The organism is Lysinibacillus sp. NPDC097214 (genome assembly GCF_050277945.1).
Classification (GTDB): domain Bacteria; phylum Bacillota; class Bacilli; order Bacillales_A; family Planococcaceae; genus Lysinibacillus; species Lysinibacillus xylanilyticus_B.
In genome coordinates this window covers 161,500-184,613 of record NZ_JBNNSS010000003.1, presented here as the reverse complement: position 1 = coordinate 184,613, position 23,114 = coordinate 161,500, and the positions used below count along the sequence as shown (strand labels likewise).

At 38.0% G+C, this 23,114-nt stretch carries 23 protein-coding genes and 1 other annotated feature; of the genes, 1 reads left to right on the top strand and 22 read right to left on the bottom strand.

The window, feature by feature from the left end; all coding sequences use genetic code 11:
• The 8 genes from ACQKMI_RS08145 to ACQKMI_RS08110 all read right to left on the bottom strand — a co-directional run bounded on the left by ACQKMI_RS08145 (window position 1) and on the right by ACQKMI_RS08110 (window position 6,978).
• Window positions 1-879 (bottom strand): aspartate carbamoyltransferase catalytic subunit, encoded by an 879-nt coding sequence (locus ACQKMI_RS08145; RefSeq protein WP_427488100.1) that lies wholly within the window; start codon window positions 877-879, stop codon window positions 1-3.
• A 185-nt stretch (window positions 880-1,064) separates the two neighbouring features.
• Window positions 1,065-2,375, bottom strand: a complete 1,311-nt coding sequence (locus ACQKMI_RS08140; RefSeq protein ID WP_427488099.1) for a solute carrier family 23 protein — start codon at window positions 2,373-2,375, stop codon at window positions 1,065-1,067.
• A 19-nt stretch (window positions 2,376-2,394) separates the two neighbouring features.
• Window positions 2,395-2,964, bottom strand: a complete 570-nt coding sequence (gene pyrR, locus ACQKMI_RS08135) for a bifunctional pyr operon transcriptional regulator/uracil phosphoribosyltransferase PyrR (RefSeq protein ID WP_427488423.1) — start codon at window positions 2,962-2,964, stop codon at window positions 2,395-2,397.
• A gap of 215 nt (window positions 2,965-3,179) precedes the next feature.
• Window positions 3,180-4,091: an RluA family pseudouridine synthase gene (locus tag ACQKMI_RS08130; protein ID WP_427488098.1), complete on the bottom strand. Its 912-nt coding sequence runs from the start codon at window positions 4,089-4,091 to the stop codon at window positions 3,180-3,182.
• Complete coding sequence (gene lspA / locus ACQKMI_RS08125) at window positions 4,091-4,567, bottom strand: signal peptidase II (protein WP_427488097.1); 477 nt, start codon at window positions 4,565-4,567, stop codon at window positions 4,091-4,093. The genes ACQKMI_RS08130 and lspA overlap by 1 nt, the downstream gene beginning before the upstream one ends.
• A gap of 51 nt (window positions 4,568-4,618) precedes the next feature.
• Window positions 4,619-4,861 carry a hypothetical protein gene (locus tag ACQKMI_RS08120; protein WP_427488096.1) on the bottom strand — a complete coding sequence of 81 codons (243 nt, stop codon included), beginning with the start codon at window positions 4,859-4,861 and terminating at the stop codon, window positions 4,619-4,621.
• 187 nt (window positions 4,862-5,048) lie between these two features.
• Window positions 5,049-6,617, bottom strand: coding sequence for a cation acetate symporter (locus tag ACQKMI_RS08115; protein WP_427488095.1), 1,569 nt, complete (start codon window positions 6,615-6,617; stop codon window positions 5,049-5,051).
• Between the two features lie 25 nt (window positions 6,618-6,642).
• Window positions 6,643-6,978, bottom strand: coding sequence for a hypothetical protein (locus tag ACQKMI_RS08110; protein WP_323645273.1), 336 nt, complete (start codon window positions 6,976-6,978; stop codon window positions 6,643-6,645).
• Between the two features lie 237 nt (window positions 6,979-7,215).
• On the opposite strand from ACQKMI_RS08110, the gene ACQKMI_RS08105 reads away from it, so the two are divergent.
• Window positions 7,216-8,394 (top strand): AraC family transcriptional regulator, encoded by a 1,179-nt coding sequence (locus ACQKMI_RS08105; protein WP_427488094.1) that lies wholly within the window; start codon window positions 7,216-7,218, stop codon window positions 8,392-8,394.
• A 154-nt stretch (window positions 8,395-8,548) separates the two neighbouring features.
• On the opposite strand, the gene ileS is transcribed toward ACQKMI_RS08105, so the two are convergent.
• The 14 genes from ileS to ACQKMI_RS08035 form a co-directional block, all read right to left on the bottom strand.
• Complete coding sequence (gene ileS, locus ACQKMI_RS08100; RefSeq protein ID WP_427488093.1) at window positions 8,549-11,317, bottom strand: isoleucine--tRNA ligase; 2,769 nt, start codon at window positions 11,315-11,317, stop codon at window positions 8,549-8,551.
• 323 nt (window positions 11,318-11,640) lie between these two features.
• Window positions 11,641-11,863, bottom strand: a binding site (T-box leader).
• A 100-nt stretch (window positions 11,864-11,963) separates the two neighbouring features.
• On the bottom strand, window positions 11,964-12,488 hold the full coding sequence (locus ACQKMI_RS08095) for a DivIVA domain-containing protein (protein ID WP_323645276.1): 525 nt from the start codon (window positions 12,486-12,488) through the stop codon (window positions 11,964-11,966).
• A 95-nt stretch (window positions 12,489-12,583) separates the two neighbouring features.
• Entirely contained in the window at window positions 12,584-13,372 is a 789-nt protein-coding gene (locus ACQKMI_RS08090; protein ID WP_427488092.1) for an RNA-binding protein, read from the bottom strand.
• 267 nt (window positions 13,373-13,639) lie between these two features.
• Window positions 13,640-13,921: a YggT family protein gene (locus ACQKMI_RS08085; protein WP_323645278.1), complete on the bottom strand. Its 282-nt coding sequence runs from the start codon at window positions 13,919-13,921 to the stop codon at window positions 13,640-13,642.
• Between the two features lie 20 nt (window positions 13,922-13,941).
• Window positions 13,942-14,439 (bottom strand): cell division protein SepF, encoded by a 498-nt coding sequence (locus ACQKMI_RS08080; RefSeq protein ID WP_427488091.1) that lies wholly within the window; start codon window positions 14,437-14,439, stop codon window positions 13,942-13,944.
• The gene (locus tag ACQKMI_RS08075; RefSeq protein WP_427488090.1) at window positions 14,423-15,106 is read right to left on the bottom strand and encodes a YggS family pyridoxal phosphate-dependent enzyme; all 684 of its coding nucleotides are present in this window, start codon (window positions 15,104-15,106) and stop codon (window positions 14,423-14,425) included. The genes ACQKMI_RS08080 and ACQKMI_RS08075 overlap by 17 nt, the downstream gene beginning before the upstream one ends.
• 175 nt (window positions 15,107-15,281) lie before the next feature.
• Entirely contained in the window at window positions 15,282-15,518 is a 237-nt protein-coding gene (locus ACQKMI_RS08070; protein WP_079559778.1) for a PRC-barrel domain-containing protein, read from the bottom strand.
• Between the two features lie 678 nt (window positions 15,519-16,196).
• The gene (gene sigG, locus ACQKMI_RS08065; RefSeq protein ID WP_049668350.1) at window positions 16,197-16,970 is read right to left on the bottom strand and encodes an RNA polymerase sporulation sigma factor SigG; all 774 of its coding nucleotides are present in this window, start codon (window positions 16,968-16,970) and stop codon (window positions 16,197-16,199) included.
• A 114-nt stretch (window positions 16,971-17,084) separates the two neighbouring features.
• A complete protein-coding gene (gene sigE / locus ACQKMI_RS08060; protein WP_049668349.1) occupies window positions 17,085-17,792 on the bottom strand; it encodes an RNA polymerase sporulation sigma factor SigE in 708 nt (235 codons plus the stop codon).
• Window positions 17,793-17,805: 13 nt separating this feature from the next.
• Complete coding sequence (locus ACQKMI_RS08055; RefSeq protein WP_427488089.1) at window positions 17,806-18,639, bottom strand: sigma-E processing peptidase SpoIIGA; 834 nt, start codon at window positions 18,637-18,639, stop codon at window positions 17,806-17,808.
• A gap of 582 nt (window positions 18,640-19,221) precedes the next feature.
• Complete coding sequence (ftsZ, locus tag ACQKMI_RS08050; protein ID WP_427488088.1) at window positions 19,222-20,379, bottom strand: cell division protein FtsZ; 1,158 nt, start codon at window positions 20,377-20,379, stop codon at window positions 19,222-19,224.
• Window positions 20,380-20,625: 246 nt separating this feature from the next.
• On the bottom strand, window positions 20,626-21,909 hold the full coding sequence (ftsA, locus tag ACQKMI_RS08045; RefSeq protein WP_427488087.1) for a cell division protein FtsA: 1,284 nt from the start codon (window positions 21,907-21,909) through the stop codon (window positions 20,626-20,628).
• A 96-nt stretch (window positions 21,910-22,005) separates the two neighbouring features.
• Window positions 22,006-22,377 (bottom strand): small basic family protein, encoded by a 372-nt coding sequence (locus ACQKMI_RS08040; RefSeq protein ID WP_323645284.1) that lies wholly within the window; start codon window positions 22,375-22,377, stop codon window positions 22,006-22,008.
• A gap of 3 nt (window positions 22,378-22,380) precedes the next feature.
• On the bottom strand, window positions 22,381-23,100 hold the full coding sequence (locus ACQKMI_RS08035) for a DUF881 domain-containing protein (RefSeq protein ID WP_427415749.1): 720 nt from the start codon (window positions 23,098-23,100) through the stop codon (window positions 22,381-22,383).
• Window positions 23,101-23,114 lie beyond the last annotated feature (14 nt).

The window sequence follows — 23,114 nt, the reverse complement described above, 5'->3', positions numbered from 1 at the left end:
TTACTCTCTCCCCTTTAAAATTGTTTCAATGATAGCCATTCGTGTATAAACACCATTTCGAACCTGCTCGAAAATTCTAGAACGCTCGCATTCTACTAGCTCAGAAGCAATTTCTACATCACGATTGACCGGTGCTGGATGCATGATAATTGCCTTTTCTTTCATTTGTTTCTCACGTTCAATTGTTAAACCGTACTCTTCATGATAGCTCTCTTTTGAGAAGCTTTTATTAACCTTATGACGTTCATGCTGCACACGAAGTAACATAATCACATCGCTTATTTCGATTAAATCATCCCAAGAATGATGTGCTTCAAAACTGCCTGCCCAGTCTTCTGGACAAAGGAAATGAACATTTGCTCCTAGTCGCTGTAACGCTAACGCATTCGATTTTGCTACACGACTATGGCATATATCTCCAGCGATTGTCACATTTAACCCTTCAAAAGAACCAAACTCTTTTTTGATTGTATAAAGATCTAATAGTGATTGAGATGGATGCTGACCAGTGCCGTCACCTCCGTTAATAATTGACACATTGATGCCTTCAAGTAGTTCATTGTAATATGCATCTTCCTTTGCACGAATGACTACTGCGTCCAAACCAATCATTTCTAACGTCTTTACTGTATCGTATAATGTCTCTCCTTTAGAGACGCTCGAAAAGCTACCGTCAAATGGGATAACAGTACATCCAACTTGACGCTCTGCCATTTCAAAGCTTGTTTTCGTGCGCGTACTTGGTTCAAAAAATAAATTTGCAACGTTGTATGGGCGAGATAACGATGATGCTTCACCATTCTCAAAAGCCTGCGCACGATCTAGAATGTGGTTAATTTCTTCAATTGTTAAATGTTCCATCGATAATAAGTTCTTCATTGTAACCTCCGTAGCGTGTGTTTCATGAACGTTTATGTATAACGTTCTGTAAAATAAAAGCCCCGTTGATGTCATCAACGAGGCATAAGGAGGCGCAACAAACTACAGCAGGATCCATCCCTACTTTTAGACTGTCTACAACTTCCCTTTTTTTGCCTCTCTGGACAATTCATTAAAAGGTACTTTTATGAATTTTTATTTTGATTGTGCGGTATTGGTATATCCGCTTCTTTTTTACCCGGTAGAATGGCATTTAAAAGAACACCGATAATCGCTGCTAATGCCATTCCTTCGATACTTAATGATTCTGAAACAACGAACTTCGCACCACCGATACCGATGACTAAAATAACGGAAGCAATGACCAAGTTACGACTATTACCAAAGTCGATATGATTATCCACTAACATTCGTAATCCACTTGCTGCAATTATACCGAAGAGTAAGATGGACACCCCACCAAGTACAGCTGTTGGAATTGTTGCAATAACTGCCATTGCTTTCCCGAAGAATGACAGTAAAATGGCTACGACTGCTGCACCTGCAATGACATACACACTGTAAATACGAGTGATAGCAAGGACACCGATATTTTCACCGTAAGTTGTTTTCGGCGGACCACCGATTAATGCACTAATAAATGTTCCAATCCCATCACCTAAAAGTGAGCGGTGTAAGCCTGGCTCTTTAATATAATCTCGATTTACAACTTTACCTAATACTAACTGGTGACCAATATGCTCGGAAATCGTTACGATAACGATTGGCACCATTGTTAGGAGCAGCGTAGTTGTGATTTCAAACTCATAGTGAACACCTGGGATTAAGAAGTCAGGTAGTGCAAAGAAATCAGCTTTCGCAATTGGTGAATAATCAACAATGTCGATCATCATTGAGTAAACATATCCTACGATTAAGCCAATTAAGATTGGCATTGTACTTAAAATGCCTTTAAAGGCAATCGTGAAAATAATGGCTGTAAATAAAGTCACTAACGCTGCCGAGAAGTGTAAAAAGTTATATTTACCATCTACATTCATCGCCATATTGACCGCTGTCCCTGATAATCCAAGTCCAATTACCATAATGACAGGTCCTACTACAATCGGCGGTAAAATTTTCATGATCCATTTATAGCCGCTTTTCCAAATGATTAGAGATACAATACCATATGTTATTCCGACTGCCATAGCACCAATCATCGCATGACCTGGATTTACACTGGAACCATCTTTATTTAAACCACCTGCTGCTAGTAAAATCGGTGCAATAAAGGCAAATGATGATCCTAAATAAGCAGGTACTTGAAATTTCGTAATTAATAAGAAGAACAGTGTAGCAATCCCACTCGTTAAAAGGGCAATCGCTGGACTAAGACCAACCAACTGAGGAACTAAGATCGTTGATCCAAACATGGCAAACATGTGCTGGAAACTTAATGTCACTAGTTGGACTGGAGTCGGCTTATCCTTAATATCTAATACTGCATTTGACATAATGTTTCCTCACTTTAAGTTAGTCTTCTTTATAAATAATGACGCAATCTTCTCCGTCTACCTCTTGTAAATTTACGACAATACGTTCAGCTCCAGATGTCGGAACATTTTTACCAACATAATCAGCTCTTATTGGTAGCTCTCTATGACCTCTGTCGATCAGGACTGCAAGTTGTATTTGACCTGGTCGCCCTCGATCCATCACTGCATCTAGCGCTGCGCGTACTGTACGCCCCGTATAAAGTACATCATCGACTAAAATAATTTTTTGATTGACGATCACATAATCAATATCTACTTGCTCAACATGTGCCTGTTCATTATCATGCTTTGTCGTTAAATCGTCTCGATAGAGGGTAATGTCAAGCTCCCCCGTACGGATTGGTTTGCCTTCAATTTTTTCAATTCGTTCTGCTAGGCGTCTCGCAAGATAGGCACCTCGTGTTTTAATACCAACTAAAATACATTCGTCGATCCCTTTATTGCGTTCAATAATTTCGTGTGCAATGCGTGTTAACGCTCTTGCCATAGATGGGCCATCTAATAACTCATTTTGTGCCATGTAAGTTTCCTCCTCTCTTCTATCTATTATTGGGTCATGTGTCCATAAAAAAACCTCTCGAGGCGAATAGCCTGAGAGGGTTATATACGTGTTTAAATAGCATGTTGAAAAAATTTGCAGCACAAATTTTTCGCAACACTTTCACATGTACCTTCTCAGCCTCTCTGGACTGCCATTAAAGGTGAATATTTAGTTAAGTTGTTCATTCACTTTCGTTAGTATAGACCTTCTTTATCTATACGTCAATGCCTATTTCTTAAATCTAGTAATAATTGTTCATAATCAGCAGGAATTTGCACTTCGAACTGCAAATATTCACCTGATGTAGGATGATCAAAGCCTAATACACCCGCGTGTAATACTTGTCCACCAAAGTCGATTGTCTTTTTCGGTCCATATTTTGGGTCACCAACAAGTGGGAATCCAATATAATTCATATGGACACGAATTTGGTGAGTGCGTCCTGTTTCTAAACGACACTCTACTAGAGTATAGTCGCCAAAGCGTTCGATAACTTGGAAATGGGTTACTGCATGCTTACCTTTGTCGACAACTGCTTGTTTTTGACGATCTTTTTGGTCTCGACCAATAGGAGCATCAATTGTTCCTTTATCATGCGCAATATGCCCGTGAACGAGCGCAGTATATTTACGTGTCACTGTTTTATTGACTAACTGATTCACTAACGATTCATGAGCTGCATCATTTTTAGCCACCATCAATAATCCTGATGTATCTTTATCAATACGATGCACAATTCCTGGACGCATAACGCCATTGATACCCGATAAATCCTTACAATGATACATTAAACCATTAACGAGTGTACCCGACATATGTCCAGGTGCTGGATGGACAACCATGCCCTTTGGTTTATTTACAACAAGGACATCTGCATCCTCATAAACAATATCAAGATCTAAGTTTTCAGCAATGACATCTAATGGCTCTGCTTCAGGTACATCGACTTCTACAATATCCCCTACTTTTACCTTATACTTCGCCTTTACAGTCTCTCCATTTACTTTGATATTACCATCAGTAATCCAATTACCAATTTGTGTACGCGACCACTCTGATTGCACACTTGAAAGCGCCTTATCAATGCGCTCTCCCTTTTGTTGTTCTTCCATTGTATATGATACTTGCGTCATTACTTCACCTGTTTCTTTCCTTTTTTATCTTCCATGAATATGCCAATCATTAATATTACTACCGCCATCGTTAAAGCTGCATCTGCAATATTGAAGATTGGGAAATCATAATTAATTACTGGAATTAATACACTTACAAAATCGACCACTTCACCTCTAAATATACGGTCAATAAAATTCCCTACAGCTCCGCCTAATAAAAGCATTAAGCCCACTTGAAAAATAGGTTTACCTTTAGCCTCTTTATGATAAAAGTATAGAATGGCACCAATAACACCTATCGTGACAATGCTAAATAACCACATTTGGCCTTCTAACATTCCCCATGCTGCTCCTCTATTTCGATGAGACAATATCCCAAACCACGGATCCCATACTGAAATTCGTTCACCAAACTCCATATTTTTCACAATTAGCCATTTTGTCCATTGATCTAAAAGAATCACGAATGCGGCCAATCCATAATATTTATACACAGACATTCCTCCGTTCGCTCAACATCTAACCTATTCTACCATAACAGCCCATCACAGAATAACTAATATAGCATGAAAATATGGAGGAAACACCACCAAATCAGTTACATAAAGCATTATCTCAAAAAGCAATGACATTCTGTCTGTCGTTTTGGCGATTCTATCTGGCACTTTGCCTCTTCTTTCCGTCGCTTTGATGGTTCTATCCACGATTTTGATGGTTCTATCCACGATTTTGATGGTTCTATCCACGACTTTGGCTGGGCTATCCACGATTTTGATGGTTCTATCCACGACTTTGATTGTTCTATCCGCTTTGACTTCTATCCGTCACTTCAGCCTTTCTATCCGTCGCTTTGACCTTTCTATCTGTCGCTTTACCAGCTCTATCCGTCGCTGTTATTTCTGAATAAAAAAGCTATTGCCATCACTTCATAAGTAATGGCAATAGCTTTTCAATTTTTATTCAATATTATACCGTTTAGGCTGTTTCAGACTCTTTTGAATGCACACGCTTCATGAAATCATTGACATCAGCTGGTACTTTTCGATCTAATAATGACACAATAACAACGGATAAGAAGCCTACAGGTACTGTGACGATGCCAGGGATTTTAAATTGTAAGAAGCTTGGTAATGTTCCTGGTAGAAAGATCATCCACATCGATACACCAAGACCAATGAGTAAACCTGCAATTGCTCCTTTTTCTGTCATTCCTCTCCACCAAATACCTAAAATAAATATTGGTGTAAATGTACTCGCCGCTACAGTAAAGGCAAGTGCCACTAAATGGCCAATGGATGCATCCTTCACTAACAAGCCCAATGCTCCATATAAAATACCTAATAAAACAATGGCTACTTTCCCTGCAATTACTCGTTGTTTTTCTGTAATATCCTTTTTCATAACACTTGCATATAAATCATGGGCTAATGCACCTGAGCTTGTAATAAATAAGCCCGATAAATTTGAGAATATGGCTGCAAAAGCACCTGCTATGACTAGTCCAAGCAGCCATTTCCCTCCTAGTGCAAGTGCTGTTGTAGGAATAACCATATTGTTCCCACCAAGCACTAGATCACGCATAACTTCCTCACTTGCTGTACCCGAGATAAAAATAGAACGTCCTACAACACCTAAGTAAACAGCTAATAAGAAAAACGCACTGGCAATCCCAATCGCCATTAATGCTGATTTTCGAGCCGCCTTCGCACTTGGATTCGTATAAAATCTTAGTAAAATATGTGGCAGACCAATTGTACCTAGCGCTAAACCGATTGTCATACTGATAGTTTGCCAAAATGTCGGGAAATAAGAACCAGTTCCTGTCCAAGCAGCACCATCAAAATTAACATTATTTCCATCTAAGGCATATGGTGATGTTCCTGTAATAGGACCGCTAAATGAATTAATAGCAGCTAAAATCTTATCGTAATGCAAACCACTATACATTGCCGCAATCAACATAACAACAAACGCTCCAAGGCGAATCCAAAGCTCTAAAGCCTGGTTGATTGTTGTTCCTTTCATACCGCCTATTCCCACATAGAAAATCATGACAATACACGTAAAGATAATGCCAAATTCGTATGAAGTCCCGAAAAACATACTTAAAATTTGTGCCGCCCCTAATAATTGTGGCGCTGCATAAAAACCAGAAATCGCTAAAACCACAGCTACCGCTACTAGCCGAGCTCGTCTACTATGAAAACGATAAGCTAAAAAATCGGCAACGGTAAATGCTCCAAAACGTCTTAACGGACCTGCCACAAAAATAGCTAGCAACGTCAATCCAATGGAGAAGCAAAATGCATAGTAAGCACCGTCATACCCTAATTGGAAAGTCAAACCTGCTATTCCAAGAAATGTAGCTGCACTTAAATAGTCTCCCCCAATTGCCGAACCATTTGTAAACCATCCAAAACTTCGTCCCCCAACAAAGAAATCGGATGCCGTTGCATTTCTTTTCGTTAAATACGTAATGTATACAATTGTCCCCATTAAAGCAATAGTCAATAACATCTTCGGTTCTAATAAAGCTTTCATCATTCTACATATCCCCCCTTAGCTAAAACTACTTATTAAGTATTTCGTATTTCTTAAGGCGCTTCTCGTACAATGCTGTATGCACATAGGCAATAACAAAGGCCATTAGCATCATCACTACGGTTGTCACAAACCATGTCACTGTCATACCACCTAAAATTTTCTTGAAAGCAAGCTCTGGGGCGAACCAGTTCATAACCGGAATGCTAAAAATTAAAATGAAATAAAATACCGTTAAGCTAAAACCTGTAGTAAACTCATCTTTCATAATTTTGTTAGTAGTTGCATCTAGTGGTGGAAGATCCTTTACATCGATAGTTCCAGCTTCCACGTATTCATAATCATGACTCCCTACTTCTGCCATATTTCAACTCCCCCTTCCTTTATCAGTAAATAATTGTCTGAAATTTCAAATTATTATTCACTACAATTATTTTATTCTATTTAATCTATAAAATAGGTACAAAATATTGCTGTATTAGTACAAAAAAATGCTATTTTAAGTTAAACTATTTTTATTATTTTCCATTTATCATAGAAGGGAGATGTTAGCATTTTAAATATTGTTTGGTACATTGAAAATTCAACTGAACAACAACAGATGGACTACTGGCTAGAAGAATTCTTACCTAATACCTTTATTACCTGTGAAGAACCCCAAACAGAGATTTCCGCCATCATTGTCTATGAAATTAACCGATTATTTGACTGGGTAAAGATAAACCGGTTAAAAAGAAATTATCCTAATAGTATAATTGTCCCTATTGTTGCAGAACACCTTACCTACTCAACTGGTATAGCCATAGAACTAAATTTGACTGCACTTCTCATAAAGCCGTTACAGAAAGCGAAATTTCTACGAATTGTTAAAAAGCTTTATACGTCCTATAAAGCAAAACAAGCAAGTACTCTTACAATGCTTGAGTTATCACAGCAAATTTCGCAAGACCATACTTCGCCATTCCGAGAAGCTTTTTTAAAACGACTTATACGCGGAGAGGTTGAAAGTGAGCAGGAAATAATACAGTCTTCCTCTTTTTTATCGAGGCATTGTATCCCAAATATCGTGTTTTTAATCCAGGGTTATATAGATGTGAATGAAGGTCAACCTTTCCCTCATGATGCAAGCAGTGTGATAACAAATGTATTTCACCAAAACTTTGCTAGTAAAGTACCTCTATCTTTTTTACATTTTGAACGTTATTTACTGTTGCTGATGCGCATTCCTAATGAATACACATCATTTAAGCATTGGTCTGAGGGGGTAACTTGTTTACTTGAGGTTATTGAAACGTTAAAAAAAGATTATTGCATCCATCTTTTTATAGGGATTGGTGGCGTTTTTCAGGACGCTATGCAAGTCAATGAATCCTATAGCCAAGCTCGAAAAGCACGGAGGAAGCCTCCTGTCCATAGTGTTCATATACGATTTTATGAGGATTTAACAAAGCAAGAACAGCTCCAAAAAGCTATCCAATATATCGAGGAGCACTATGATGAACAACTTGCGATTAGTGACGTTGCCAAATATAGCAATTTTAGTGCTACTCATTTTAGCAGATTGTTTAAAAAAGAAATTGGTCGCAATTTTGTTGATTATGTAGCCTTTACACGTATCATCAAGTCACTACCGTATTTGCGAAAATACGATTACACCATTGAAAAGATCTCCTTCATCTGTGGCTTCAACACACCTAATTATTTCAGCCTTACGTTTAAGAAATATGTCGGTATATCTCCAACTGACTACCGCAATACGCAAGAAATATTATTTAAATAGTGCATTCAAATTTCTGAAGAAATCACTCCATACAAAAAAGAATCTGCTAGACCTCTGATGAAAAGTAAACAACGCAAGCCCCCCCATCTTCAAGGAGACTTGCGTTATTAATTACATAGAATGCAGATTCTTATTTTATACCTGTTTGTTTATATTAAGCGTAATACTTTTCTACAACTTCTGCACAACGCGCACACACTGTTGAATGTGCTTCATTTGAACCGACTGTTTCAGAAATAGACCAGCAACGCTCACATTTTTCACCTGTTGCCTTTTCTACAACGATCGATGCATGTTCTAGAGCTAATGCATCTGCAGGTGCAGCTTCTATTGAAGCTACTTCAAAGGCAGAAACAATTGAAAGCTGTGCAAAATTAATGCTTGCATCATTTAATAATGCTGCCACATCTTCTTTCGCATAAACTGTCACTTTCGCTTCAAGTGATTTACCGATTGTTTTTGCATTACGAGCTTCCTCTAATGCTTTTAAAATATCATCACGAACATCAATAATTTTTACCCATTTTTCACGTAGACTTTCGAAGTTTTCATGTTCATTTACCTCTGGGAAGTCTGTTAATTGTACAGATACCTCTTCTACAACACCTTGAGCATGTAAGTAAGACCACATCTCGTCACTTGTATGAGGGATAATAGGTGACATTACTTTTACTAATGTCATTAATGTGTCATAAATAACCGTTTGCATTGCACGGCGGTCTTTGTTGTCATGACCTTCGATGTACACAACATCTTTTGCAATATCTAAATAGAATGAAGATAATTCTACGGCAACAAAGTTATTCACCGCATGATACACTGCTGCGAAATCATAGCGATCATATGCAGCACGTACAGTTTTTAAAACATCCTGTAGGCGCATATAAACGTACTGATCCATTTCACGAAGGTCTTCATATGCTACACGATCTTTCGTCGCATCGAAATCAGCTACATTTCCGTGTAAGAAACGGAAAGTGTTACGGATTTTTCGATAAACCTCAGATACTTGCTTCAACATATCCATTGAGATACGAACGTCAGCTGTATAATCTACAGAAGCAACCCATAAACGAAGAATATCTGCTCCGTATTGGTCCATTACCTTTTTCGGGATAATGACATTCCCTAAAGACTTACTCATTTTACGACCTTCACCATCTAGAACGAAACCATGTGTTAATAGTCCCTTATATGGTGCATAGCCATTAATAGCTACAGAAGTAATTAATGATGAGTTAAACCATCCACGGTGTTGGTCAGAACCCTCTAAATATAGATCAGCTGGATACTTCATACCACGTTCTACTAGCACACCTTGGTGAGAAGAACCTGAGTCAAACCAAACGTCCATAATATCATTTTCTTTTGTAAATTCCCCGTTCGGGCTACCAGAGTGTGTGAAGCCTTCAGGTAATAATTCTTTAGCTGTTTTTTGGAACCAAATATTTGACCCATGTTCACGGAATAAAGCCGAGATATGGGCAATTGTTTCTGGTGTAATAATTGGCTCACCATTTTCAGCATAGAAAATTGGAATTGGCACACCCCATGCACGTTGACGTGAAATTACCCAGTCTCCACGGTCACGAATCATATTATAAAGACGAGTTTCACCCCAAGCAGGTGTAAATGTTGTTGATTTTACAGCATCTAGTAACTCATCACGGAATGCATCAACTGACGCAAACCATTGTGGTGTTGCACGATAAATAACTGGTTTTTTCGTACGCCAGTCATGTGGATATGAGTGTGTAAAGAAGTTAAGCTTTTCTAATGCGCCGACTTCTTTCAATTTTTCTGTAACCAATTTGTTTGCATCATTGTAGAATACACCTTCAAAACCAGGTGCTTCATCTGTATAGCAGCCACTATTATCAACAGGGCTAAGAATTGGTAGACCATATTGCTTACTAATATGATAGTCATCTTCCCCGTGTCCTGGTGCTGTATGAACACAGCCAGTACCCGCTTCAGCAGTTACGTGCTCTCCAATCATTACAAGCGATTCACGGTCATAGAATGGATGCTGTGCAACAACTCGGTCTAATGCTTCACCTTTAACTTCTTGAACAACTTCATACGCTTCCCATTCAAGTTCGTTAGCAACTGTTTCTAATAATTCTTTTGCAATGATGAATTTTTTATCTGCAACTGCAACAACTACATAGATAAATTCAGGGTTTACAGAAATCCCTAAGTTCGCTGGAATCGTCCAAGGTGTTGTTGTCCAAATGATCATTTTAGCGTCTGCTGGGACAACACCTTTAGCATCTTTAAGCGCAAAGCTTACATAAATAGAAGCCGATTTAACATCTTTATATTCAATCTCTGCTTCTGCCAGTGCAGATTCAGATGATGGAGACCAATAAACTGGTTTTAAACCTTTATAAATATAGCCTTTTTCAGCCATCTTGCCGAATACTTCGATTTGACGTGCTTCAAATTCAGGCTTTAATGTAATATATGGATTTTCCCAATCACCACGAACACCTAAACGGCGGAATTGTGTACGTTGGTTGTCAATTTGCTCGTACGCATACTCTGCACATAATTTACGGAATTCAGCAACAGACATTTCTTTGCGCTTGACACCTTTGTTCGTAAGTGCTTGCTCAATTGGTAAACCATGTGTATCCCAACCTGGAATATAGTTTACATGGTAACCATTCATAGAGCGATGACGCGTAATCATATCTTTCAACACTTTATTTAAAGCGTGACCGATATGGATATCACCATTTGCATATGGAGGTCCATCGTGTAACACATATTCAGGACGTCCTTCTGTACGCTCCATCTGCAATTTATTAATGTCCATTCCGTCCCATTTTTCTTGCATCTTTGGTTCATTTGCCGGTAAGTTTCCACGCATTGGGAAATCTGTTTTTGGCATTAATAAAGTATCTTTGTATTCAACCATTTTTCAATTCCTCCTTTATGTTTACAAACAAAAAACAAATGCATTTAGGCGATCATACACTTACGACAGTTATTAGGCTTATTATAACGTGTGGTTGATTTCCGTTCCGGCTGGACGCTTTCCTGGAGTCGCCCAGTCGTAACGAAGATCAACATATATACATGACATACGTTTTGTGAAATACCATCCTCTAGTTCTAGTTATCAGCAAAATCAACACGTTTTAACAATGGAAGTATAAGTTCAAACACAGGATTTATCCATTTCACACTAATAGAAATGAAGCCAACCGCCATTTGAACATAAAAAAGCCTCTCAATCCCTGAAAGGGACGAGAAGCTTATACTCGCGGTACCACCCTAATTGTAGCACAAAAAAATTGCACTACCACTTAAAGCACATTAACGTCGTGCATCACGAAATAACTTACTACCTTCAGTTATTTAGCTCCGAAGTGATGTTCATTGTTAGTTGCTTGTTTGGGCTCACACTATCCCCAAATCGCTTAACTACGCCTAACAAATACTGTCTTCGTCTCTGCCTGTTTGCATATGTGTTCAAAATAATTACTATTACCATAGTATATGAAAATCATACAATCACGTCAAGTTTCACTTATTGCTTCCTAATGTCTACAAATAGATAGATTAAACTTGATCGGCTTCTTGTGCTTCTTCAACAGATGATTGAATTTCAGTAAGGTCAATATCATATTGTAGCAAATGATCCCAGTCATCCGCATTTAGTAAATCAAGCTGTGCCTCGACAAGCATTTTAAAACGATTACGGAATACTTTTGATTGCTTTTTCAGCTCATCAATTTCAATTGTTACTTTACGAGCCTTCGTTAAGGCCTCATTAATAATACGATCAGCATTTTTTTCTGCTTCTTTTACAATGAGTTTAGCTTCTTTTTGAGAATTTCTTCGTACTTCGTCAGCTGCCTCTTGCGCAACAACAATTGACTTTTGTAACGTTTCCTCTAAAGTATTAAAATGTCTCGCTTGTTCTAAGGAAATTTCCAGTTGTCTGTCTACTTCCTTCTTTTCACGTAACAAAATCTCATAGTCTTTAATAATTTGATCTAAAAATTCATTTACTTCATCTTCAGCATAGCCTCTGAAGGATTTAGTAAACTCCTTATTATGTATATCAGTAGGTGATAACGGCATACGATCCTTCTCTCCTTTACATGTACATTCATACTTTCTATTATACAATTGTTCCAACAACTTAGCAGTAAAAATTAATGAAATTTACTTGATTTTCAGCTTTTTTGGGTCAATCGACCGATTTGTAAACGAATTTTATCTTTTTTTGTACGACCTTCAGTCATCATAATTTTTATTCGACCGCTTCCACGTACAGATAAAATATCTCCTTCTTGTAATTCAAAGGCAACAGTATCCCGTTCAGTCCAATTGACACGTACCTTTTTACCTGTAATTAAAGCTTGTGCCTTCTGGCGAGAGGTTTTTAAAACCGTTGAGATAATAACATCCAGACGCATAGAAGAAACAGTATGAGACTCTTCTAACCACTCTTCCTCATTTTGTAGCAGTGTCTCTGTCTCTTCAATCGATTCTACATGTACCTTTACTTTGCCGATGCCTGTTAAATGTAAGCGTACATATTCCGCTACCTCATTCGCTACTACAAATTGTACTAGATGTTCATTTACACGAATATCACCGAATTTGCCACGATTCAGTCCTAAAGATAATAAAGCTCCAAGAACATCCGGATGTCGTAGTTGGACAAATTTCACAGGGTAATGAATCGTAAATACGGTAAGCTGAAAATCTTCTTCCACAGGCTCATAATAAGTAGGATAAATCAGCATGCGTTGTCTTTCTGCATTATCAAAGAGCCCAGCATTAGCTGTTTTCAATGTATCATACTGTCCAATAATCGATGTAACAATAAAACGTTGACGAGGATCTAGAAAATCCGTAAGCTTCGGAGCATATCGATCCTCTACCTCATGCTGCCAGCTCACAACCTGTTCAATAAATGGCTGTTCATCTTTTCTAAAATGCTGTATTAAATGCTCCATATAACTTCACCTCTATTATCACTCTTTTACTTGTACAATTCATTGGTATTTTAAGGATTATTAAAAATAGGCTTTTGATATTTCATAAAAATATGTACTTGATTGCACATTATACGCTGGTAGGACGCTTTCTGCGGGGATAGTTCAAACCCCGATCTCCACTTATTCTTTTGAATTCTAGGGAATCACCACTAAATAAGCAACCATTTTTGTTAAATGTAGTATTCCCCATAAATAAAAAATCCCCACCGTTTGTGAGGATTTTTTTTAAATGAACATCTCGTAAATTTTTAAAATAACAATAAAAAGTCCTTTTTGAATATAATTAAGGAGAAATATTGCTACGATAGGTGAAATATCAATCATGCCGATTGGCGGAATAAATTTTCTGAAAATTCCAAGGTAAGGTTCACATACTTTTGCTAACATACGTCCAACTGATGAATTCTGAACAGCAGGTACCCAAGACATTAACACATATGCGACTAGCATTAGTGAATACACATAAAATGCTATAGACACATACTTCAAGATTAAATAAAAAGTCATATATACTACAATCCTCGCTATTAATTATCGTCTAAAATAAAATTCGAAATTTCGCCAGACACTTCTACATTTTCTGGTGTGCATAGGAAAATGTCTTTACCGATTCTTTGAATATCACCGCCGAGTGCATAAACTGTGCCACTTAAAAAATCAATAATCCGTACACCTTGTTCTCGTTCAATTCGTTGTAAATTGACGATTGTTGCACGCCTATTTTTTAAATGTTCTGCAATGTCCTGCGCTTCGGCATAAACTCTAGGTTCAACTAATACCACTTTTGCTCCTTTTGAATTCATTGCTGCCTGCAAACTGACAATATTATTTGTAGGTGTTGTACTCTGCGGAAAAATTTCTTGAACCGGTGCCTTACGCTCCTTCATCATTTTTTTTGGCTTTACCGATTGGATCTGCTGCTGTTGTTGTACGGATTGTTGCTGTTGAATAGGAGCTTGAGTGATTTCTTCTTCCATTTCTTCCTCAAGATAAAAGAAATTTTTAATTTTATTTTTCATGCTCATCCTGTTCCCCTCTTTCATTTCCAACAAGAGCCGTTCCAACTCGAACAAATGTAGCCCCTTCTTCTACCGCAATTTCAAAGTCATTAGACATGCCCATTGATAACTCGGTACAAGGTGCGTGTGCGAATCCTTGCTCGGCTATTTGCTGTTGACATTGTTTTAATTGCTTAAAAACAGAGCGAATAATTGTATCCTCATCTGTATTCGGTGCCATTGTCATTAAACCAACGACTTGAACTTTCGTAAAACTCTTTAATGATTCAATAAAAGGCAGGACTTCTTCAATCGATAAACCATGTTTTGACTCTTCGCCTGATACATTAACTTGTACAAAGCATTTGACAGGTTTGTCTGCTCTTTTTTCAATTTCTTGCGCTAAACTCAAACGATCTAATGAATGTAAATAATCAATACTGTTAATGACCTGTCTTACCTTACGTGTTTGTAAAGAACCGATAAAATGCCAATGTACATCAGCTTGAATCGCTTCAGTTTTACGATTTAAGCCTTCAGGACGGTTCTCTCCTAAATGAATAAGGCCTGCATCAATCGCTTCTTGTGTTCTTTCTACAGAAACTTCTTTTGTCACTGCAATAATTTGAACTTTCTCTGCTTCACGATTTGCGTGTTTTCTTGCTGCTTGTATAAGATCATTAATTTTCTTCAAATTTGTTAAGATTTTAGTCACTGTTTTTCCCAACTTTACAACAATAGTTTCTTATATTGTAACAAGCAATGCTTGAATTATCAATGAATAGCCTGACCTATGTGAAAGTACATTTTACCCTGGCAATACTTTAAAATGCTGCTTAGATTTTTTATCTACTTAGAAATTTTGCCCTTTAGGATATTGCTTTTACTAAAATGACATCCTTTCCAACTACAAGTACATCTTTCATATACACTTTTCTAACAGATTCTTCCCCGCGAAAAAGGCCTAGATATTTACGGGGTTCTGCAATCATAAAAGCCGTTACATAGCCTGTTTCTTTGGATACCTCTGCATCTACCACAAACCCTAAAAAGCGTCCGTTGCCTGCTTCAATCACTTCTTTTTGCTGTAACATCGAGAAACGCATTTTATCCCTCCTAAATCAATTACTCTCAACATCGTTTTTATCTCAACAAACTATGTTTTCTCTTTATATTTATGTGTTTATTGTTGTTTAAATGAAAATGAAATGATTTAGGAATCTCTATTTGGCAAAACGAAGGGGTTGATTTCCGTTCCAGGCTACTCGCTTTCCTGTGGGCGAGCGCCGAGCCGCTTCCTCCGCTGCGCTCCGTGCAGGGTCTCGCCTGTCTCGCTTTCCCACGGGAGTCGAGAAGCCTTCCACTCCAATCAGCGATAGCGTAGAATTTTTATAAATTTTATTCATTTCAATAGTGGATGTATGACAACACCTTAATATAAACAGAATAGACTAATAACAATGACGTGATTGTATATCTATTGTTGCTGTCGCACATAAAGAACATTGCTAAAGTTACGTTTTATCACTTAAATTATAGCGATATGGAAGAGGATTTATGCTATGTGAATTCGTTGATTGGAGTGGAGACTGGGCGACTCCTCGGGGATCAGCGTCACAGATGAGACCCTGCAGCGAGCACCGCGAGTGAAGCGGCTCATCGGACGCCCCCAGGAAAGCGCCCAGTCGGAACGGAAATCAACCACACGTTTTGCTAAAAATCCATAGTTTATTTTATTAACATAAATAAAATGCGCACCCTAGAATTCGGGTGCGCATTGTTTTTTACTTATAATCTTTCTGCATTGTTTCAATCGCATTTTTTTCTAGACGTGAAATTTGCGCTTGAGAAATCCCCAACTCTTTTGCAATTTCAGTTTGTGTCTCACCGTAATAAAAACGCTTTGCAACAATCATTTGTTGACGATCATCTAACTTTTGTAAACTTTCCTTTACCGACACGTAGGCAACCCATTGATCTTCTGATACATCATCATCACGTAATTGATCCATCATATAAACAGCGTCTCCGCCGTCTGAATAAATGGGCTCCTGTAAGGAAACTGGGTCTTGAATGGCATCCAAAGCAAATAAAACATCTTCCTTTTTCATGTCAATCATTTCTGCAATTTCTTCAATCGTTGGTTCTCGTAAATTATCAGTTATCCATTGCTCTTTTGCCTGCATCGCCTTATAGGCAATATCTCTTAGAGAACGAGAAACACGCAATGCATGATGATCACGCAGATGGCGACGAATTTCACCAATGATCATTGGCACGGCATATGTTGAAAATCGTACATTATGCTTCAAATCGAAATGATCAATGGCTTTCATGAGGCCAATACAGCCTACCTGAAATAAATCATCTGCCTGTTCACCCCTGTAGGCAAATCTACCGACAATACTAAGCACTAACCTTAAATTGCACATGACAAGCTCTTCCCTAATCTCAGTTTCTCCAGCTTGTAAACGAATGAATAGTTCCTTCATTTCCTCGTGCTTTAAAATTGGCAAAGTCGATGTATCTAAGCCGCAAAGATCTACTTTAGTTCGCATATTCGATTCCTCCGGATGTTATTCTCTGACTAAACCGTTACATCAGTTTGTCCGAGAGAAACGAGAATATGCACAAAAGATACGACCAATTTTAGGTAGGTTAAATTTCCCTCTTTAAGATATTGGCTGATTCAAATTTTCACGTAAATCTTGAATAATTTTCTTCTCTAATCGGGAAATATATGATTGCGAAATACCTAAATGATCAGCAACTTCTTTTTGAGTCATTTCAATTTTTCCATTGAGACCGAAACGACATTCCATAATATATCTTTCACGCGCGCCTAGTAAATTAATGGCATGAAACATATGTTGACGCTCAATTTTCTTCTCTACATTGTCTAAAATAATATGCTCTTCCGTTCCTAAAATATCAGACAATAACAATTCATTTCCATCAGCATCTGAGTTTAATGGTTCATCTAATGAAACTTCACCCTTCATGCGACTTGTTTTACGTAAATGCATTAAAATTTCATTTTCAATACAACGTGATGCGTATGTGGCAAGCTTGATATTTTTATCAGTATTGAACGTTTCAATCGCCTTAATTAAACCGATCGAGCCAATGCTTATTAAATCCTCAATCGGTGTTCCCGTATTATCAAAACGTCTAGCAATATAAACAACAAGACGTAAATTACGTTCAATTAGTGTATCTCTAGCTCGTAAATCACCATTCATAAAGGATGCAATGACTGTAACTTCTTCTTCTCGACTTAATGGCACTGGCAATGAATCATTTCCCCCTATATAGTACGTTTCACGACTCCGAAACTTACTCCAAAATTTTTTCAAGCTAGCAAGTAGCCTAAGAAGCAATAGTTCTCCCCCTCTATGAGTTATTTGAAAGCGCTGAAAAATGTAAAATTGCTGCTGTGCTGTGCGGAAAATTTTTAGCCTTTTTTGTTAAAACGATATATTCATTCGTTTTCACTTGTGAGTGCTCCCCTTTTATATGCCACTCCTCAAAGCGGAAACCTAGTACAACCGATTGCTGTTGCACTGTATTGACATGAATAAATCGAATATAACGCTGATAATCTTCTGAAAACATGGATACATTATACGGATCAGTTTCTTGCCATTCTATCAATGATTTGCAAAATGCTGCAGGTAGATGTGAGCGTAATGCTGCATAAGAGACAAAGTGAACAGGTTTTCCTGATAGCGGCTCAATTGCTTGATTCCCCGTATCTACAAATGCAGAAAGCGGTATCGTGATATCAAAAATCTTTAACGTCGTATCAAACACAAACTGACCACTTAACCGCTCAAGCTTTACAAATCCCCATTGCTTATAAAAAGCAACAAGATTACCAACAGCTAATAGTAGGCAAATAATAATAAAATGGACAACAGAAAGATTTTTTAAATACGGTTGTAATGCTGTTAATAATCCACCGATTATGATTGTTGCTGTTAAAACAATCGGTCCTTGTTTTTGAAAGCTTCGAATCTTAAAGCGAAAAGCTATGCCGATTAGTAAGATAAAGCTCAGTATCGTCATCAACAGCATTTGACCACCTATTACAGCTACAAAACTACTACAAATAGAACTCATTAATAATCTCGTGTTCTTTACAAAAACTCCTGTTACTTTCGCTGTAAACGTAAGTATCGCTAGATTAAAAAGTGTATTAATGAGCACCAGCCATTCTCCATACATAACAGCCGCCTCCTACTTACAAAGTTAGCATGTTACACCCACAAATATTGTCAAACAATCGCATCATTTCATAAAAATGTTTTGACAAAATACATCCTTTCCTTACACATTTGAACATAATTAATTTTTAAGTCACTGAAAATATCAAGGGAATTTTTATAATGTAGTAGCACTTTAAGTGAGATTGATTTCTGTTCCAGGATACTCGTTTTGCTAGAGAGTGAGCATCGATCTGCTTCGTTAACACTTCGTTTTTGCGCCGGAAACATTTGTTGTTGAAGTTTCTTTTTATCAGTTATCACTTTAAATTATAGAGTGCCATGCCAGAAGATACATTCTATGTAAAGTGGTTGATTGGAGTGGAGACTGGGCGACTCCTCGGGGATCAGCGTCACAGATGAGACCCTGCAGCGAGCACCGCGAGTGAAGCGGCTCATCGGACGCCCCCAGGAAAGCGCCCAGTCGGAACGGAAATCACCCCCTCGCTTTGCAAAAGAGCCAAAATTAATAGTTTTCAACAACACAAAAAAGCTCGTATTTCACAAATGTAAAATACGAGCTTTTTAAAGTTCGGATGCTGACTTATCCGCGATTTTTACGATTGCGTAAAAATGCTGGTACTTCTAGCGTGTCATCCTGTACATAATTTTGTTGATTTTGACGTGGTTGTTCTTGCTGCACATGCACATCTTGACGTTGCTCACGAATCGGAGCTTGCTGTTGCTGTGTAGCTTGTCTATTTGTATTTAACGTTGGTCGTGAAGTATTACGCTGTTGCTGTAGAGCTTCCTCTGAGAAACCAGTCGCAATTACTGTCACAATGATTTCATCTTTTAGATTTTCGTTAATAACAGAACCGAAAATCATATTTACTTCTTCATCTGATGCTGATGCTACAATATCTGCAGCCTCTTGTACTTCAAATAAGCTAAGATTTGAGCCACCAGTAATATTCATAAGAACACCTTTAGCGCCATCAATTGATGATTCAAGTAAAGGACTTGAAATAGCTTTCTTAGCCGCTTCTGCAGCACGGTTTTCACCTGTAGCAATACCAATACCCATTAACGCTGAACCTTTGTTAGACATAATTGTTTTTACGTCTGCAAAGTCTAAGTTAATAAGACCTGGCGTTGCAATTAAATCTGAAATACCTTGTACACCTTGTCGTAAAACATTATCTGCTTCACGGAATGCTTCTAGCATTGGTGTAGATTTATCGACAATTTGTAATAACTTGTCGTTCGGAATAACGATTAAAGTATCAACAGACTCCTTCATGCCACCGATACCACCGATAGCTTGTGTTTGTCGTTTGCGACCTTCAAACGTAAATGGACGCGTTACAACACCGACTGTAAGAGCTCCTAAATCGCGAGCAATTTGTGCGATTACTGGCGCGGCACCAGTACCAGTTCCTCCGCCCATACCAGCTGTAACGAATACCATATCTGCACCACGAAGAACTTCTTCTAATTGCTCACGGCTCTCTTCTGCAGCTTTTTTCCCTACTTCAGGATTTGCACCTGCACCTAATCCACGTGTAAGTTTCGTACCAATTTGTAGCTTTATTTCTGCTTTCGATAAATTTAACGCCTGTGCATCAGTGTTTACTGCGATAAAGTCAACACCTTGTACACCATGTTCTATCATTCGATTGACAGCGTTGTTACCGCCGCCACCAACACCAATAACTTTTATTACTGCAAGTTGATCAACACTTGTATCAAATTCTAACATTTCTTTTTCCTCCCACGGTAACTCGACTCTGTATCATTCATTACGCATTCAAGATCAATTATGCCTCGGTATAATTGCGTCCGGAATCGGCTTTGTGCTGGCACAAAGAACTCCTTTCCGATTCCGTGACATCCGCCGGAGGCATTAACTTCTTTCAGCAGGTGATTGGACATCTGCTGAAAAGTAGCTTAAATCCGCATTCATCTCTCACCACCTATAGAGGTGGGAGACTTCTGCTGAAAGAAGTTAATCAAAAAACTTATCAAATAATTTTTTTGCTCTTCCGATTACGCTTCCTTTTGGATCTGAAGGTGTAGCATATTCTTGCTTTTTAGGTGTGGCTGCAGGAGATCCTACAACTGCATATTCAATAGGCTGCGTATTAGTACTTTTTCCATAAAAATCATCTTCTAAATAGGCGTAACGAATAAGTCCAACTGCCGTCGTAAATGAAGGCTCTCTAACGCCAATATAGTCAGGTGTATATATTCTAACACGAGTTTGAAGAATCTGACGTGCCAGTTGAGCAATACCGTCAAGCTTTGCAACGCCCCCGGTCAATACAACACCGCCTGGTAAATCTCTAACACCTAGACGGGCTAACTCGTCAATGACTAATTCAAATAATTCTTCCAAACGAGCGCCAACTATTTCTGAAATATAGCGCTGGCTGTACTGATCTGTTGAATCTGTCCCTACCACCGGTACTTCGAAGAGTTCCTCATCAGATGCGTCATCATAATAGGCATGTCCAAATTGATGTTTAATTTGTTCTGCCTGTTCTGTTGGTGTTTTTAAGACAATTGAAATATCTTTTGTAATATGATCGCCACCAATAGGAATGACACCTGTATGTGTTAATAGTCCCTCTTCAAATACTGCGATAGTAGTTGAACCGCCTCCTAAATCAACAAAAGCGGTACCTTGGTTTTTTTCATCCTCCGATAATGCAAAAAACCCTGCTGCTAATGGTTGCAAATATATTTCTCGAATGCTTAGACCTGCACGTTCTACACAACGTAGAACATTGTGTAAAAGTGTTTTTGAAGTAGTAATCATCGTGGCATCCATTTCTAAACGAATGCCAATCATGCCTCGTGGATCTTTAATCTCATCTAAATTATCCACAATAAACTGTCTTGGAATAATATTCACTAATTCACGTTCAGGAGGTATGGACATGACTTGTGCAGATTCTACTACTCTATCTAAATCATCATCCGTAATTTCTCTATTTTCACTATTTACAGCGACTACTCCTTTAACTAGCTGTAACATCGTTTGGTTAGCTGGAACACCTAAAACGACTTCATTAATTTGATATCCTGTCATTCGTTCAGCTTGTTCTACTGCTTTTCGAATAGATTGAACTGTTGCATCAATATCAACAATTGCACCTTTTCGAACTCCATTCGACTTTACATTTCCGACCCCAATTACATGTAATTGACCGTCGCTCATTTCACCTATTAATACCTTGATAGAGGATGATCCTATATCAAGAGAAATATATAAATCTTGCTGATTCAATTCGCTGCACCTCCTCGAAAAAATGCTCTTATTCTCATTCTATTGTAAATTCGGCATAATGTCTAAGCAAATCGAGTATTTTGCTCAATTTTTCTCTCATTCTATGGAATTTTTATTCCTTTTATGACGTTTCTCATCCAACCTAGTTAGTAAAATACGCCTAATGATTGCTATATTTTGGAACAAACGTACTCCAAAAGCGAAAATGGCAGCTAAGTACAAATCTATTCCTAAATACACACCTAAAAAGGCTAATCCTGCTGCCAGAATTATATTAAAAAAGAATCCTGATACAAATACTTTATCGTCATATACTTGCTGTAATTGAGCACGAATTCCGCCAAATAATGTATCTAAGGCTGCTAAAACAGCTATTGACAGATAATTTTCATATATAGAGGGTATTTGTATATTTGTTAACAAGCCCAGGGCAAGTCCAAATATCAAACCTAAAAATGGTAGCCACATATATTATTCTCCTTTTTTCACCTCTGTTAAATAATCATTTGTCAATGGCTGATCAAATGCTGGGATTGTTAAATGCTCAGTTGGTTCCTCTATTATTAAATTAAAGTTATCCAAATAAAAGGAATCAATAAATGTGGAAGCCTGTAATGAATTGTACATTTTTTGCGCTTCCTTAAATGAGCTTGTCCCAACATAAATTTCAAAGGGTGGTGCGGACAGTGGTACACTGTTCACTGTCGTCTTTCCATTTATGTCTCGAATGGCTGTTGTCTGGATAACGCGATTTCCATCTATCGAGACACTCGCTGCATTGTTTTTAAACAGAGCATTAAGTAATTGGGTTAGTAAATCAGGTGAAATTTCTTTGATTTCATACCCCATTTCTACCAATTCGGGTGCTGGTTCAACTCGCAGTACAACTCCGGGTCCTGTGACTTCCGTTAACCCGGCCTGTAGCTTTAAACTATTCAGCGTTTGATATAATGCCGACTGTAAATTTGCTTTCTCAGATTGCTCATAGCGACCCACTACTTCATTAAGTGAACGAATTTCTGCTAATAATGTGGAATGCCTTTGCTTTTCTTCTGCTAATTCCTCTCTTATGGCCCAAATATCTCGTGTATCTCGCTCAGCTGGTTGCTTTATGGTATTGTATTGTACCGCTATCATCAAACCGATAATAAATAGCACGATCGTTATTCGGGTATACATATTTTTTTTCAAAATAGCCCCTCCTA